Origin of the sequence: Mycobacterium sp. (genome assembly GCF_965229105.1) — a bacterium.
Taxonomy (GTDB): Bacteria; Actinomycetota; Actinomycetes; order Mycobacteriales; family Mycobacteriaceae; genus Mycobacterium.
Map to the genome: position 1 here is coordinate 6,375,186 of NZ_OZ245858.1, position 14,469 is coordinate 6,389,654.

Here is a 14,469-nt window from a genome sequence, read left to right on the forward strand (position 1 = left end):
GATATATGCCTGGCGAATGAGCTAACTGCATCATGACACTGAGCGGCACACGAACAGAAGGTGACAGCTAGTGTCCGCCACCGAAGATCGGCAATGGCCACAGGATGCCGTTGTTACCGCCGCCGGAACCGCTACCCGAGCTGCGGCCACCGCCATCGTCTGATCCGCGGCCACCGCCGTCGCCGTAATTCGAACGACCGGACCCCTGCTGCGGCCACTGCTGTTGCGGTGCCTGCTGAGGCGGTGCCACAGCGGCAGGCGGAACCGTCACCAACGGCGGGCTCTGCTGCTGGGGATATTGCGGGTACTGCTGCTGCGGGTATTGCTGCTGGGGGTACTGCGGGTATTGCTGTTGCTGGCGCGGCGGCTGCCAGGGTGGCTGGAAAATCCGGGGCAGCTGGATGATCGGCGGAATGTAGACCGGCGGAACATAGGGCTGCACCACCGGCTCGGGCACCACTGGCGGCGCAATCGGTTCGGGAGCAGGTGCCGGAGCGACGGGGGCAGGTGCCGGCGCCGGTGCGGCCGGCGGGTCCGGTTTGGCCGCCGGCTGCTGGACGTACACCGTGCGCGGGGCCTGTGGTTCCGGGGCCTGCTGCACGACGGGCACCGGGGCCTTGATCGTTTCCGGCGCCGGAGCAGGTGCCGGCGCGGGGAGCGCAGCCTCCGGTACGGGCGCGGCTGCCGGGGCCTGCGTGGGGACGATCACGCTCTCGCCGGGGTTGGGGCGTTGGTCGACTGTCGGGCGGATGCTCACTGCCAGCGACACCACCAGCGCCGTCACGCCGAGCACGAAGATGGACGTCAGGGCACTGCCCACCAGCAGGAACGGCTTGCGGCCTTCCTGCTGCGCGGATTCTGCAGGCACCCCTTCGAACTCGTCGATGTGGTTGATCTGCTCGAACACACCGGATTCGGGGTCGGCTTCGCTGTAGGCGAGGGCCGAGGAACCCTGCATGTATCCCGCGCCGGCCATCTCGGTGGCATCCGCGGCAGCCAGGCCAGCCGCGTACGCGCCGGCCGTCGTGCCGTCGCTGCTGTCCATCGCGTAGGCCAGTCCGACAGTGGAGGCCTCGAAACGCGGGGCGTTGGCGCTGGCGAGCGCGGCGCCACGGGCCAGCGCGAGTTCAGATTCGTCGGGGGCGCTCACCGGCAGTGAGGTCGCTGATTCGAGGTGGAGTTTGATGGCCCCCACATTGATCCCCGACCCGACAACGAAGAGTCCTTGCGGCGGCGATGGGAGGTCCGTCAGCCCGGCGATCATCGTCGCAAGCTCACCAACGGCGTCCTCGGTGTGCAGATCGTGACGCTCAACCTTGACGATCGAACCGTCAGCGGTGTCGACCACCGACAGCGTCGCGGTATCGCGCTCGAGGAACATCAGCGCGGTGCGGTCATAGCCGACAGCGGCACCGACCGCCTGCGCCAGGGCGCCTGCGGCGTGCAACTCGGAGACCAGCATGACGTCATCGATGTTTCGGGCCGCCAAAGCGTCGCGCAGCGCCGCAGCTTCTGCGTGATCGCGCCATGTGACGCCCGTCGAGACCAGGCGGTGGCCGCCTTCGATCGCGCTTTCTCTGGTGCCGAGAATCGCGGCAATGACCTGATCCGGCGCGTTTGCCGATGCATCATCGCCCGCGATGTCGAAGACGTCGTGGTCGACGGTGATCCCGTCGGCTTTTTCGCCTTCAACCAGCACCATCCGGACCGTCGTTGGTGTCATGGACACACCAAGCACGATGTCCACTGGCCCTCCAAAATAGTTTGCTGCGGACCTGAGCTCTTCCTCGGGCACTCACGCCGCTTGCGCTGTCAACTAGTGGTTCATCGTCGTTCCGGCCTGCGGCGTTACAGCGCACCGTATTAGCTGGAGCCCGATGAAGTTCTAGTTGCCGCCCAGCAGCGAGGGTCCCCCGACACCCGTGGTTCGACCCTACTCTTTAGGTCAGCTTGATGAAGTTCTGATAGGACCGCGACGGCGTCGGGCCACGTTGCCCCTGGTACTTCGAGCCCACCTTCGCACTGCCATAGGGATGCTCGGCCGGACTGGTCAGGCGCAGCAGACACAGCTGGCCGATTTTCATCCCCGGCCACAGGGTGATCGGCAGGTTGGCGACGTTGGAAAGCTCCAACGTGATGTGGCCGGAAAAGCCTGGGTCGATGAATCCCGCCGTCGAGTGCGTCAGCAGCCCGAGCCGCCCCAGCGACGACTTGCCTTCCAGCCGTCCGGCCAGATCGTCGGGCAGGGTGCACATCTCCAACGTCGAGCCGAGGACGAACTCGCCGGGGTGCAGCACGAACGGTTCGCCCTCGCCCGGCTCGACCAGGGTGGTCAGTTCATCCTGCTGTTTAGCCGGGTCGATGTGGGTGTAGCGGGTGTTGTTGAAGACCCGGAACAGGCTGTCGAGGCGGACGTCGACGCTGGATGGCTGCACCAGCTCATCGTCGAAGGGTTCGATGCCGAGCCGGCCTGCGGCGTATTCGGCCCTGATATCGCGATCGGAGAGCAGCACCCGACGAGCGTATCGGGCGTTTCCTGCGCAGTCGCCGCACCCAGCCCCGTGGGCGATTGCTATCCTGCTCAGGCACCTTCGCCGATGTAGTTCAATGGCAGAACATCAGCTTCCCAAGCTGAATACGCGGGTTCGATTCCCGTCATCGGCTCCAGTTCGACGAGTCGCACACATGGACCGGACCGCACGGCCCAGCGGATCCCAATGACATTTGAGATAGCGATGCGTCGACGCAGCATCGTTTTCCGGCCCACTCAGCGATGAAAGGCCCGCTGCTAGGATCGCTTGGCGTTACAGCTTGTCACGGCAACGTTGCGCGGTGTTTGCTGCCGTCAGCAACGCAGCCTTGAGGGGAGAACCGTGGAACGGGTGGATCCAAAGCACCGACTTGGGCCGTTCCGCGACCCCGAGGTCGACGGGCAGATTCTCGCGGTGACTCGCCGACTCCTCGTCGAAAAGGGCTATCGCGGAACATCGATGGACGCAATCGCGGAGGCCGCCGGCATCAGTCGGCCTACCATCTACCGTCGCTGGCCATCGAAAGCTCACGTCGTTTATGACGCCGTTTTCCCCGCCGATGCCCCGCATATTGAAGCCGATGCAATGAGCGCGTTCTCAGAGATCACCGGCGCCATACGCGGGATCGTCCGGGTGATCGCCGAGCCGGCGGCTCGTGAAGCGATGCCAGGCCTGCTGCTCGACATGCGATCTGACCCTACTCTGCAGCCGAAACTCGCTGAGCGCCATGATATCTCGATAATTGCCGGCCTCGCCGGACTGCTGGAGAGCAACGGTCGGTCGTTGCGCCATGTCGACCCTGAGGTGTTACTCGACCTCATCGTGGGAGCCACAATCAATGCCGTCTGTATGCGCGGCATCACCGACTTGGACAGCTTCGCAGCGTCGATGAGCGACATCCTCCTCCAGGGCGTCCTGGCACCGGACGACGACGACAAAGATGACCCACTAGACACCGAATCCAGCTAGCCGAGCCGCCCCTCCGATCGCCGCCTAACGGCGGCCGATCCGATGTGACGTGTGACTCCCATCTCTATTGATCACTCGTGTGACCTCTGCTACATTCCGCAGTCGTAACACTTTGTAGTTGCAACGTGTAACGACAAGCCGAGGAGAGTTCATGCATCACCAGGCCGACCCGCCGACCATGACGGGCCACCATCGCAACCAAGCGGCGCGATCCGGCGGGCACGCCAAGTTCATCGGCCGGGTCGGCGCTCTCGCCCTGTTCCTCGGGGTGGGCACTGCGATCGCATTGCCGGCCAGCGCCATGGCCGACGACGGCGGTGCGGACTCGCCGAGCAGTTCGTCTGCCGCGAGTGGGTCGTCCGGCAAGTCGACAACCGGCGTGAAGCGTGCCTCCGCACGCAGCGACGGTTCCTCGCTGTCCGCCGGGCCGACCAGGAAGGCCCCTAGGGCACTGGTCGCGGCGGCCACGGCAATCCCGGCCGCGTCGTCGACCCAGCTTCGATCGACCCCGGCGGTGTCGAAACCGATCGATGCCGTGACCGGGATCCTCGCGGGTGTGGTCAACGCGTTGGGTGGGGCAGCTCAATCGTCGACCGAGTCGGCAACAGCAGGGGCCACGCGCCGCGACGTTGGGACCAGCGAACCCGTCGCCCCGTCGCCGTCCGACCAAGTGTCCGGCGCGCGACTCTCGACGCCGGCCGTCGCTGCTGCACCAGCCGTCACCGCTGCAGCAGCAGGCACGACTGATAGTGCGCTGTATCCGACTGAGACCAACCCGATTTCGATTGTCGTCAACGCATTGGTCGGCCCGTTTCTGCCGTACACGGCGCAAGCGCTGACCACGTCGATCGACATGTTCTTCACCTACCCGATCAACGTGGTGTTGCATCCGCTCACCTCGACGGTGTTCATCGCCGGGTCGGTGCTCAACGGATTCCTCAAGGACGTCGGACTGGTTGATGCACTGCCCTACGCCGACACCGGCTGGGTGACGTTGCACGGCGACCCGGGCAATAAGAAGGACCAACCCGATGCCGAACTGGCCCTGGACTACGACGTCAGCACCGCGCTGGGCGGGGCCTCGATACTCGCGGCACCCACGATCCTGCCCAACGGAAACATCGCTGTCACAACAGGACTCGCCTCGGGTGGTTCGAACCTGCACGTCCTCGACCGGGAAGGCAACATCGTCTGGGAATCCACCCCGTGGACCGGGACGACCGGAGTGGATTCGGGCGCTATTCTGTCGAGCCCGATCATCGACAAGCAGGGCAATATCTTCGTCAGTGACGGCGACCAACTGTGGTCCTACACCCAAGACGGCGACATCCGATGGGTGACGGCCCTACCCGCGCCGCCGGCGGAAAACCCCTTCGCGCCCGGCTCACGTGAGATCAACCCGTTCATCACCGCCGCATTCACCTCGGACGGTTCGGTCTTCGGTGTGACTGCGTTCGGACAGGTGGTGGTGGTCGACAGCAAGACCGGCGAACTCGTCGCGCCCGTCTACCAGATACCAGGCCCGCTCGCGGAGCGCTCGACTCAGCCTGTACCGCCGGGTGCCTTCTCCGGCGGCCTGGTCGACCCGACCATCATCGACCCGATCTTTCAGGTCGCTTACGGCGGCATCGTCCGCAGTGCCAACACTCCTGCGGTCGATGTCAGGACAGGCCGAATCTTTGTGGCCGCCACCGATATCGAGAGCGGCGTAGGTGCGCTCTACGCCTTCGATATCCAACCGGCCACTCCGTTCGGGCCTGGCAAGATCAACGTTGGGTTCGTCGCGCAGATGGGCCCCGGAAGCGGGTCAAGCCCGACGCTGTCGCCGGACGGCAAGACCATTTACGCCAGCGATAACGACGGCATTCTGTACGCGTTCGACACGCGCACCGGAAAGGTCAACTGGTCCACCCAATCCAATGCCGAAGCGGCATCGGTGGCGGTCGGATCGAATGGAAACATCTATGTCCTCACCCGGGGCTCGGTGATGGCCGCGTTCGATTCGGAGGGCGTCAAACTCTGGGATGCCGACGTGTCCGAGCTGGCGGCACAGACCATCCCGGTCAGCCCAGTATTCGGCGCGCCGGCCTTCGTCGGCGGCGGAAATCCTACGGTCGTGAATGGCGCAGTCGTGGAGACCGTGTTCTACGGCTACTACACGACGCTGCAGGGTCAGAAGGTGTTCCTGCCGGTCAAGTCTGCTGTCGTCGAGTTCGACCCGACCACTGGCAAGGCCGTGCGCAATCTGGCCTTTACCAATGGAACCACCGAGGGCATCCTCAACATTGCGCCTGACGGCACGATGTTCGTCAGCCAGGGAGCCATCACCTCCAGCTCGTTGGCCGCTCTTGCCCCCTTCATCAACCCGTTGTTGCCGGCCGGGTTGACGCTGATGCCGCCAATCGGTGGGGTGAATATCTTCACGCCAGTGTCCGTATAGCAGTTCGGTTTCAGGTCCGAGGGAGGATGCCGTGCAACAGGATGTCGATCAGCGACTCAGCGAACGCGTCGGCATCCTCCCTACCCCTGATGCACATCGCCATCACCGCTGCACCACCGAGCGCGTCAAACACGGTGTCTGAGTCGACCCCGGGCCGAACGTCATCGCCGGCGCCGGCCAACAAAGCTCCGAACGCGGCGTGAGCACCGTTGAGATTGCCGGCATTGATCGATGAACCAATCTCTGGATCCGAACTCATATCGGCCAACAACCCGGGTACGGCGGCCTTGACGGCCGGATCGGTGAACAGCTCCACCGCCCCGCGCACCACTAGGGAGACGTCCTTCGGCAGATCGGTGCCAAGCGGGACCGGGCTCAGCGGCACGTTGGGAAACACCGCCCAATGCACGACGAACACCTTCGACGGCCAGCGTCGGTACATCGCTTGCCTGCTGACTCCAGCACGCGACGCAATCGCATCAACCGACGTCGCGCGATAGCCGCGTTCCACAAGCAGATCTCGGGTGGCCGCACGAACCGCATCTTCGATCTGAGGGTCCCGGTGTGGCCCCAACCGATGCTTGTCCCCAACGCGTCTCGCCACACCCCGCCCTCTCGCTCGCCGCTTCCTGGTCAACCTTCCTATACGCCCACCCTTCGGATGTGCGGAGGGTCCGAAGGGGAGCATTCCGCGCGACGTCCATAGGGCTTCACCCAGTAGGGGCTATCAGCCGGCGGACCGACTGTTGGCCTTCAAAGAAGTTGATCAGCTCGCCGTCTGCGCCCGAGAAAAAGTACGCGTCCCCCCATAGCCGTTGGTGCTGACGGGGCGCGCGGTTCGCTGTCGGGGGGGGACTGACTCTGATTCCGGAGACGACGAACCAGATCTTCGTTCGGGGGCATTGAATCCGGTCTCCGACGACAACCACCGAGGGATCCACCTGATCTGTGTCTCGCGGCTCAATCACGGCCTACCGCTTTCGAGGCTCCCACGGCGGCAACATATTTCAGCGGCGTATGGACCTCGCCGTCGCATTCCGTGCCTCCTGGGTCTTGGGAGGCCCCACAACGCTACGCCCGATCGGCCTGACCGGTAACCAGATCAAGATTGACCGGGGGAAACTCGTCTGGGTTACGCGGCTTGTAACCGTAAGTGCGCCGTAAGGAACAGGCTGTCGAATTTCGACCTCGGAGGTAGTTGCTCCTCGTTGGTCAGGGCAAGAAAATCGTCGATCAACTGCTGGGCGAGGACGTGCACTTTGACGTTTGTGTCTTGAGATCGCCACTTGAGGAGACCGAACGCCTTGGCACTGTCGATGCCATAGATCAGCATGAGCATCCCTTTGAGTTGGTCAATCTCACTTCGCCTTTCGACCACGGCCTCCACCGCCTCGGTGATGCTCCGTTCGTGATGTCGCGAGGAAGCGTCGCTCGTCTCCCGTGATCCGGATGCTGTGACGTCGATGTAGAACCCGGTGGTGCCGATGACGGTTCCAAGATCGTCGACAAGCTCCTGTCCCGCCACGACGACATCACGCGTCTGTCCATTTGCGTCGATGATCCGGTGCCGGGTGCTGATCGACTTGCGGGCTCGGCGCACATAGTCGAGGTGGGAGTCCATACGCGCACGGTCGTCGGGATGTTTGTGCGACATCACCAATTCCGTGGTCGGGGTCATTGTGACCGTGCCCGTTTCGTATCCGTGAATTCGCGCGGCCTCGGGCGACCATTCCCACCGTTCGGAGTCGTAGAAGAAGCGGAACCATCCGGCCAGTAAAGGTGGATCCTCACCACCGTCAGGCGAAGTGGTCTCGTCGTCTGGCGGGGTCTTGGCCATTTCTGGACACTAGCTGACAGCCTCGGGAATGACGACTGATCATCGACGCAGTTCATTCTTGCGTCAGCGCTCGCTGGACGTCCTTTACCGGCGCCTGGCGGCGGACACGCCGTTCTTCGCACGAATCAGCGAGCACCCGGAATAGGTGTTATCCCTTCTAGATGGTCAAACTTCTCTTGGTTGGCATTTCAGCGGTGAGTGCTGCGCTGCTCGTTCCACCGGTCGCTCACGGGGACCGCGCCGAGCCGCCGCCGCTGTACGGGTCCTACAACGCATTCATCGACTTCTCGCGGCAGACATTCAACGGTGCGCCGACACCGATGGATGCGAAGACTTTTCCCATCCAATTCACCACCCACTGTGATGCGAATGGATGTGTTGCGCGCTGGGATAACACCGACGACCAGGCGCGCAATCCAGGCGCCCCTGCCGTTTTCGAGTACAGATGGAACAACGACCGTTGGGAAACCAGCGGTGAGTATCCCTACTTCTGCGATCGCAACGACCCGAGCAGCGTGGTGAAATCCACCCGCTCGGACTACCTCATCCCGAACCCTGACGGCAGCTTCTTCGGCGAGCGGACCCTCATCGTTGGTGGAACCGGATGCCCAGGCGAGGGTCCAGGCACCCATTGGCTACCGATCGCGCTCACGCCTATTGACCCGTCCTAGGACTGCAATAGGGTCGCGGATCTTCCCTACGTCCGCGCAGTCCCGGCTCTGTACTTCTTGACGTACGACAACAGTCGATACGCCGGGACCGGCTTCGGCCAGTCGTCGCCACGGAAGTGCGCGTCGGTGCCGCCATCGACGAATACGATGCTCCCGCAAAGGAAGTCCGCCGCATCAGAGAGCATGAACAGTACCCAGTCGGCCAGTTGCCCGGCATCGCCGAAATCGCCGGTCGGGACTGGGAAGGAGCGAACCAGCTTGGCACGTTTCGGCGATGCCAGTTGCTCCTGCAGAAGCGGCGTCATGATCGCACCCGGTGCCAGCGCGTTCAGGCGTATGCCTTCCCCCGCCCACCCGCTTTTCACTGCCTCGCGCCGAACCCAACGACTGACGGCGATCTTGGATGCGGCGTACATGATCGGCGAAGCGTTCTTGCCGAACAATCTCAGGGAGCGCACCGCCTTGTCGGCGTCACCTGCAAGGAGTGCCCGCACGGCCCGACGGGGGACCATTGGCGTTGTCGTGGTGGAATTACTGGAGAAGACAACGACTTTCGCGCGGTCGGCAGCAGCAAGCGCGGGTCGCCACGCAGCGAGGAGCTCGACGACACCGAGGTAGTTCACCTGGGCGATCATCCGCGGACGGTCAGGCCCTTCGCCGGGGCCGAGGCCAGCGGCGAGCACGGCGCCGTCGAGTCTGCCCCCCGACGCGGCCAGCACGGCGTCGGCAGCCGCCCTGCGCCCCTGCGCGCTCGACAGATCGGCCACGATGTCTGCTTGCTTGACGTCGACTCCGATGACGGTGTGGCCGGTATCGCGCAGTTTCTCGGCGACTTTGCGGCCCATGCCGGAGGCCGATCCGGTGACTACGTAGATTCCCACGTTCTCATGTCCTTCCCCCTCAGGGCCGCGACGTCACGTTGCCAACCCGACCGCTGCTTCTAGTTCGACGAGCACCCGCTCGGTCAGCGGCACCAGCGAGCCGATATCCGGCATCACCGTGCGGCCGGAAACATAGCCAAAGCTCACCCGGTCGGCATAGGAGCAGATTGTCACATTCAAGGCCTGCCCGTCGATGGCGACCGACACGGGATAAATCTCCTCCAGATGCGCTCCGTTCCAATACATCTCGGCCTGTGGACCGGGAACGTTGGAGATTGCCACGTTGTAGCCACGGCGCAGCCGCGGTGCGAACGGCACCGCAGGCAACAAGACCGTGGGCACGATACTCGGCACGAGCATCAGCATCGTCGCGCTCGATCCGCGGCTGGCCACCTGGCGCTTCGCCCACGTCATCGCCCGATGGATGTGGGCCAGCCGCTCGGCGGGTTCGGCCAGGTCAGTGCCCAGCGAGCACAACTGCAGACCGAAGAGGTTGCCGCGCCCACCGCCATCGGTGGCCGACTCGCGGCTGCGCACTGTCACCGGGCAGATGGCCACCAGCGAGTCGTTCGGTAGCTCGCCGTGCGCGGTGAGCCACTCCCGCAGCACTCCGGCCACCACGGCGGTCAACACGTCGTTGCCGCTCACCCCGGCCAACTCCTGGACCGCACGGATGCGGGATTTCGCCCAACTGGCCCCCGCGACGGTGCGCTCGCGGCCGATTCGGCCGTTGAACCTGGTGTAGGGGGCCTCCATCGGCAGCACAGCAGTACCCGCGCCGAGGCTCGCCGCGACTGTCGCTGCTTCACCGAGGGCCACTTGGCTGACAACGCCCAACCCGGACGTGACGCCGTTGAACGCTGCGCGCACAAGCGACAACGGGTTGGGGATCCACCGGCGTGACGGGGCACTGCGCTCGGCGGGTGGTTCCGAGGCGACGGCATAGATCGGCGGCATCGAACGGCGGTCGGGATCGGTGGTCAGTGCGTCCGTGATCACCTTCAGTCCGGCGACACCGTCGATGACGGTGTGGTGCACCTTGATATAGAACGCGAACCGACCGCCCGCCAGACCGTCGATCACGTAGGCCATCCACATCGGCCGTGACCGCTCGAGCGGCTGACTGTGCAGCTCACTGATCAGCTTCCACAGCGCGTCGCGATCCGCGCCCGCGGGCAGCGTCCGGCGCCCCAAATGATCACGCATGTCGATCGTGTCGTCGGCGCGCCACACCCACAGGCCCGCGGTGTCGATACCCACGTGCGGGTGCCGGCGAAATCGCTCATCCAGGTTTGCGGTACCGGTCAACGCGTCGCCATACAACCCGTCGACATACCCCGGTCCGGCCTCGGGGGGCGGGGACAGGATCAACAACGCGGCGGTATGCAACGGGTCGGAGAGCAGCTCCGCCGTGATCATCGCTGCATCCAACGGCTCCAGCGGGTCCATTGGCCAGACCCATCCCCTTCGACTGGTCGGTATCACCCACCGTCGTCCGTTGCCACGCATGGCCACAAGTGGCGAGCGGCAGCCTGGCGCGGGACCTAAGTCCCTATGTGGCGCGACAGGCGCGAAATAGCGTTGCCAGGCATGGCAGTACCCGACAGTGACGGTGAATCGCCGACGATTGCATCTCCATCGCTGCCGCAGGGCGCGGGCCCGCTGGACTATGTCGTCAGGCCGTTTCGACGGACCGGCCGGTACTACGCCCGCTCATGGCGGGACTACTTCGACCGTCAGCGCGATGAACTCCCCGTGGCTCGGCCCACGCTTGCCCTCGCCGCGCAGGCGTTCCGCGACGAGATCGTCCTCACCGGTTTCCGGGTGTTCCGGCCTCTGGGCGACACGGAGGTGTTCGAAAGAATCAACCGTGAAGTCCAAGCGGCGCTTGGCTTCTATGGACAGCTCGGTTTTCTGGACAACCCCCAAGAGTTCTTCGCGAGCCCCCCGCCGCTGACCGATGTGACCATCCAACCGGTCAGGACGGCCGGACGGTCCTACGAACGTCTGGTATTCGACAGCGGCTACCAACCGCGACCAGGGGAACCCGGCCGAGAACGATGGATGGGGTACACCGCCAACAATCGTGAGTACGCGTTGCTACTACGGCACCCGGAACCGCGACCCTGGCTGGTGTGTGTGCACGGTGCCGTGATGGGCCGGGGCCTGCTGGACCTGACGCTGTTCCGGGCCTGGCATCTCCACGAGGATCTCGGCCTGAACGTGGTCCTCCCTGTCCTTCCGATGCATGGCCCGCGCGCAGAGGGGTTACCGCGGGGCGCGGTGTTCCCCGGCGAGGACGTGCTCGACGACGTCCACGCCGCGGCTCAGGCGGTGTGGGATGTGCGCCGTCTGCTGTCCTGGATACGCGCTCAGCAGCCGGACTCCCCGATCGGCCTGAACAGCATCTCCCTCGGTGGCTACATCACCTCGTTGGTCGCCAGCCTCGAGGACGGGCTGACCTGCGCGATTCTCGGCGTACCGGTCGCCGATATGACCCGATTGCTCGGTCGCCACTCCGGGCTGAGCCGTTCCGATCCCCGCCGCGAGACCTTGGCGTTGGCAGAACCGCTGGGCCACATGGTGTCTCCGCTGTCGCTGACTCCCCGGGTTCCGATGCGGGGCCGATTCGTCTACGCCGGGGTCGCCGACCAGGTCGTACACCCGCGCGAGCAGGTCACGCGCCTCTGGGAGCACTGGGGCAGGCCCGAAATCGTCTGGTACAAAGGCGGTCACACCGGATTCTTCGAAGCCCGACCAGTGCAGAGGTTCATCGACGCCGCACTTATTCAGTCCGGGCTCGTCGATTCGTAGCGTCAGGGGCCACCGCCACCGCCACCGCAGCACATCAGCCGCCAGCTTGAACAGCATTCGAACCTTGTGAGTCCATTCAGGGTTCGCCGGTATCCTCGCGCACCGTCGTCGCAGATACCGAAGAAGGAGCCGCCTCATCGTGCAGGGATATCCGCCACCACGCGCCGTATCTCGATCTGTCCGCGTACTGGGGCCGATGATCCTGGCGCTGGCGCTGGCGCTGTATCTGGCGGCGTACCTTCGCTGGCCTAGCCTTGCCGACCAAGTCGACCTGCTGGTCTACCGGTTCGGCGCGTTGCGCGTATGGGACGGCAAGGACCTGTATTCGGTTGGAATGAATGGTGATTCGCATACGCTGCTGTTCGACTACACACCCTTCGCGGCGTTGTGTTTTCTGCCGCTGAGTGGCCTGGGCCGAACCAGCGTCCTCACCGTGGGCCTCCTGGTGAACATCCTGTGTCTGGGTTACCTGGTGAACCGGACGCTGCGCGTCGCACGGGTGACGACCTCGTCAGGCCTGTGGGGGCTGACCGCGCTGATTGCCGCCGGGGTGATCTGGTTGGAACCGATCCGGTTGTCATTACAGCTGGGCCAGATCAACATCGTCGTGATGACGATCGTCGTCGCCGACGTGCTGGCGCCGAAATCCCGAAAGTGGGCGGGTATCGGTATCGGCATCGCCGCCGGAATCAAGCTGACTCCCGCGCTATTCATCGTCTTTCTCCTGTTCACCAGGCGTCGTCGCGCAGCCGCGACTGCCGTGGCCACCTTCGTTGCGACGGTGGCGGCAGGTTTCGCCCTGCTGCCCGGCGATTCGCGCGAATTCTGGTTGCAGGGCGGATTTGACGACGTGCGCCGCATTTCCAGTGATCCGCTGGCCAACACCAGCTTGCGTGGGCTCCTGCTGCGCCTGCATTGGTTGAGCGGCTGGGAGACGGTCGCATCGACCACCCTCGCGATCATCGCTGTCGCTCTGGCCGCAGTCCTCTGGCGCCGCGGCCATCGGGTACTGGCGGTGGCCATCGTCGGCATGGCGTCCGCTGCCGCCTCGCCTTTCAGCTGGAGTCATCACTGGGTGTGGTTCGCTCCCCTGCTCGTTCATCTCGGCGTACGGGCATACGGGTACCGCACTCCTGGGGCCGCGCTGGCACTGTGGTCGCTGGTCGCGGCATTCGGCGGTTGGTTCATCGCATCGCCGAGCTCGCCGCCCCAGGCAGGGTTGATGTCACTACGCCACCCTGGTCTGTGGGATCAGCTCCTTCCGGCGACCTATCTACTTGCCTTTCTGGTGGTGCTCCTCGCCAGCGCGTATGCGATGTGGTGGAAAACGCGGCGTCGAACTATCGAACCGTCGCACTATCGGACCGTCGAACCATTGACAAATTCGTCCAAGTAGCCACACCCCAGCTATAGATCTGCGACCGTGTCAATATCCGGGGTCGCGTTGAAAGGGTTGGGGTTTTTATGCGTGCTCAAATTCTGCCTGTTTTGGCAGCTGCATTAATGGTGGCTGGGTGCGGTGGTGCCGCCGAGGAGAAGGCTGATTCTTCGCCCACCTCCGCGGTCGCGGAGTCTCCGGTGGCGAACAAAGGCCCAGATGGGACTGCCGACGCCGGCGGGACGATGACCGTCGTCTATGACGACGCCACCAGCCCCGACGCGATCAATGGCCAGAAACTGATGAAGGACAACAATGTCCTCGAAGAGCTGGCCGCAGATATCAATCAGACCTTGAAATTGCCGTACGACATTCCCTTGCACGGATCGCAATGCGATACTCCTAACGCGTTCTGGAGCCCCAGCCAGAAGGCCATCACTATCTGCTACGAAGACGCCGACCTGAGCCAGAAGATCTTCGTCAAGGCCGGCGACGCCGATCCCGATGCATCGGCGATCGGCTCAGAGGACGCGACTTTCTATCACGAAGCCGGCCACATGGCAGTCACCATTTACGACCTCCCCGTGACCGGGCGCGAAGAAGACGCCGCCGATCAACTCGCCGCCTACATCCTCCTGACACCCGGTGACAGCGGCAAAGTCGACGCAGATTCGGTGCAGTCGGTGAAGGATTTCGCGCGGACATTCGCCGCGTACGCCGACGCGCGGGGCGAGCTGGGTGCGGCGGCGATGGCCGATGAGCACTCGTTGGATATGCAGCGTGTCTACAACCTGCAGTGCTGGATCTACGGGTCCAATCCTGAGGCCAACGCCGATATGGTCAGCAGCGGCCAACTACCCGAAGACCGTGCGGTGCGTTGCCCTGATGAATGGAAAAAGCTCGACCACGCCTGGTCGACGCTGCTCGATGAGCACTGGAAGTAGCGGT

12 protein-coding genes and 1 tRNA gene are annotated in these 14,469 nt (G+C 64.2%); 7 read left to right on the forward strand and 6 right to left on the reverse strand.

The window, feature by feature from the left end; all coding sequences use genetic code 11:
* Positions 1-67 precede the first annotated feature (67 nt).
* Positions 68-1,747, reverse strand: coding sequence for a DUF7159 family protein (locus tag ADBZ9O_RS30125; RefSeq protein WP_526527119.1), 1,680 nt, complete (start codon positions 1,745-1,747; stop codon positions 68-70).
* A gap of 193 nt (positions 1,748-1,940) precedes the next feature.
* A complete protein-coding gene (gene dcd, locus ADBZ9O_RS30130; RefSeq protein WP_526527121.1) occupies positions 1,941-2,513 on the reverse strand; it encodes a dCTP deaminase in 573 nt (190 codons plus the stop codon).
* A gap of 80 nt (positions 2,514-2,593) precedes the next feature.
* On the opposite strand from dcd, the gene ADBZ9O_RS30135 reads away from it, so the two are divergent.
* The 3 genes from ADBZ9O_RS30135 (at position 2,594) to ADBZ9O_RS30145 (ending at position 5,940) form a co-directional block, all read left to right on the forward strand.
* A tRNA-Gly gene (locus tag ADBZ9O_RS30135) sits at positions 2,594-2,667 on the forward strand.
* A gap of 215 nt (positions 2,668-2,882) precedes the next feature.
* Entirely contained in the window at positions 2,883-3,500 is a 618-nt protein-coding gene (locus tag ADBZ9O_RS30140; protein ID WP_526527123.1) for a TetR/AcrR family transcriptional regulator, read from the forward strand.
* 151 nt (positions 3,501-3,651) lie between these two features.
* Positions 3,652-5,940 (forward strand): BamB-related PQQ repeat family beta-propellar protein, encoded by a 2,289-nt coding sequence (locus tag ADBZ9O_RS30145; RefSeq protein WP_526527124.1) that lies wholly within the window; start codon positions 3,652-3,654, stop codon positions 5,938-5,940.
* 10 nt (positions 5,941-5,950) lie between these two features.
* Here ADBZ9O_RS30145 and ADBZ9O_RS30150 read toward each other — a convergent pair whose 3' ends face one another.
* Both ADBZ9O_RS30150 and ADBZ9O_RS30155 read right to left on the reverse strand, forming a co-directional pair.
* Positions 5,951-6,544, reverse strand: a complete 594-nt coding sequence (locus ADBZ9O_RS30150) for a TetR family transcriptional regulator (protein WP_526527126.1) — start codon at positions 6,542-6,544, stop codon at positions 5,951-5,953.
* Between the two features lie 528 nt (positions 6,545-7,072).
* Positions 7,073-7,777, reverse strand: a complete 705-nt coding sequence (locus ADBZ9O_RS30155) for an ANTAR domain-containing protein (RefSeq protein ID WP_526527128.1) — start codon at positions 7,775-7,777, stop codon at positions 7,073-7,075.
* A 161-nt stretch (positions 7,778-7,938) separates the two neighbouring features.
* Between ADBZ9O_RS30155 and ADBZ9O_RS30160 the strand changes: the two genes are divergently transcribed.
* Positions 7,939-8,448: an MBOE_33420 family protein gene (locus tag ADBZ9O_RS30160; RefSeq protein ID WP_526527130.1), complete on the forward strand. Its 510-nt coding sequence runs from the start codon at positions 7,939-7,941 to the stop codon at positions 8,446-8,448.
* Positions 8,449-8,474: 26 nt separating this feature from the next.
* Here ADBZ9O_RS30160 and ADBZ9O_RS30165 read toward each other — a convergent pair whose 3' ends face one another.
* On the reverse strand, positions 8,475-9,329 hold the full coding sequence (locus tag ADBZ9O_RS30165; RefSeq protein WP_526527132.1) for an SDR family oxidoreductase: 855 nt from the start codon (positions 9,327-9,329) through the stop codon (positions 8,475-8,477).
* 33 nt (positions 9,330-9,362) lie between these two features.
* Positions 9,363-10,778, reverse strand: coding sequence for a wax ester/triacylglycerol synthase family O-acyltransferase (locus tag ADBZ9O_RS30170; protein ID WP_526527134.1), 1,416 nt, complete (start codon positions 10,776-10,778; stop codon positions 9,363-9,365).
* Between the two features lie 141 nt (positions 10,779-10,919).
* On the opposite strand from ADBZ9O_RS30170, the gene ADBZ9O_RS30175 reads away from it, so the two are divergent.
* The 3 genes from ADBZ9O_RS30175 to ADBZ9O_RS30185 all read left to right on the forward strand — a co-directional run bounded on the left by ADBZ9O_RS30175 (position 10,920) and on the right by ADBZ9O_RS30185 (position 14,465).
* Positions 10,920-12,143 carry an alpha/beta hydrolase family protein gene (locus ADBZ9O_RS30175; protein WP_526527135.1) on the forward strand — a complete coding sequence of 408 codons (1,224 nt, stop codon included), beginning with the start codon at positions 10,920-10,922 and terminating at the stop codon, positions 12,141-12,143.
* Between the two features lie 139 nt (positions 12,144-12,282).
* Positions 12,283-13,539 (forward strand): glycosyltransferase 87 family protein, encoded by a 1,257-nt coding sequence (locus tag ADBZ9O_RS30180; protein ID WP_526527137.1) that lies wholly within the window; start codon positions 12,283-12,285, stop codon positions 13,537-13,539.
* Between the two features lie 68 nt (positions 13,540-13,607).
* On the forward strand, positions 13,608-14,465 hold the full coding sequence (locus ADBZ9O_RS30185) for a DUF4344 domain-containing metallopeptidase (protein ID WP_526527139.1): 858 nt from the start codon (positions 13,608-13,610) through the stop codon (positions 14,463-14,465).
* The last annotated feature ends 4 nt before the right edge of the window (positions 14,466-14,469 follow it).

Excerpts from the sequence above, each read along its gene's own strand:
- ADBZ9O_RS30145 (WP_526527124.1), top strand. The coding sequence starts at position 3,652 with ATGCATCACCAGGCCGACCCGCCGACCATGACGGGCCACCATCGCAAC.
- ADBZ9O_RS30155 (WP_526527128.1), bottom strand. The coding sequence starts at position 7,777 with ATGGCCAAGACCCCGCCAGACGACGAGACCACTTCGCCTGACGGTGGT.
- ADBZ9O_RS30160 (WP_526527130.1), top strand. The coding sequence starts at position 7,939 with ATGGTCAAACTTCTCTTGGTTGGCATTTCAGCGGTGAGTGCTGCGCTG.
- ADBZ9O_RS30170 (WP_526527134.1), bottom strand. The coding sequence starts at position 10,778 with ATGGACCCGCTGGAGCCGTTGGATGCAGCGATGATCACGGCGGAGCTG.
- ADBZ9O_RS30175 (WP_526527135.1), top strand. The coding sequence starts at position 10,920 with ATGGCAGTACCCGACAGTGACGGTGAATCGCCGACGATTGCATCTCCA.
- ADBZ9O_RS30185 (WP_526527139.1), top strand. The coding sequence starts at position 13,608 with ATGCGTGCTCAAATTCTGCCTGTTTTGGCAGCTGCATTAATGGTGGCT.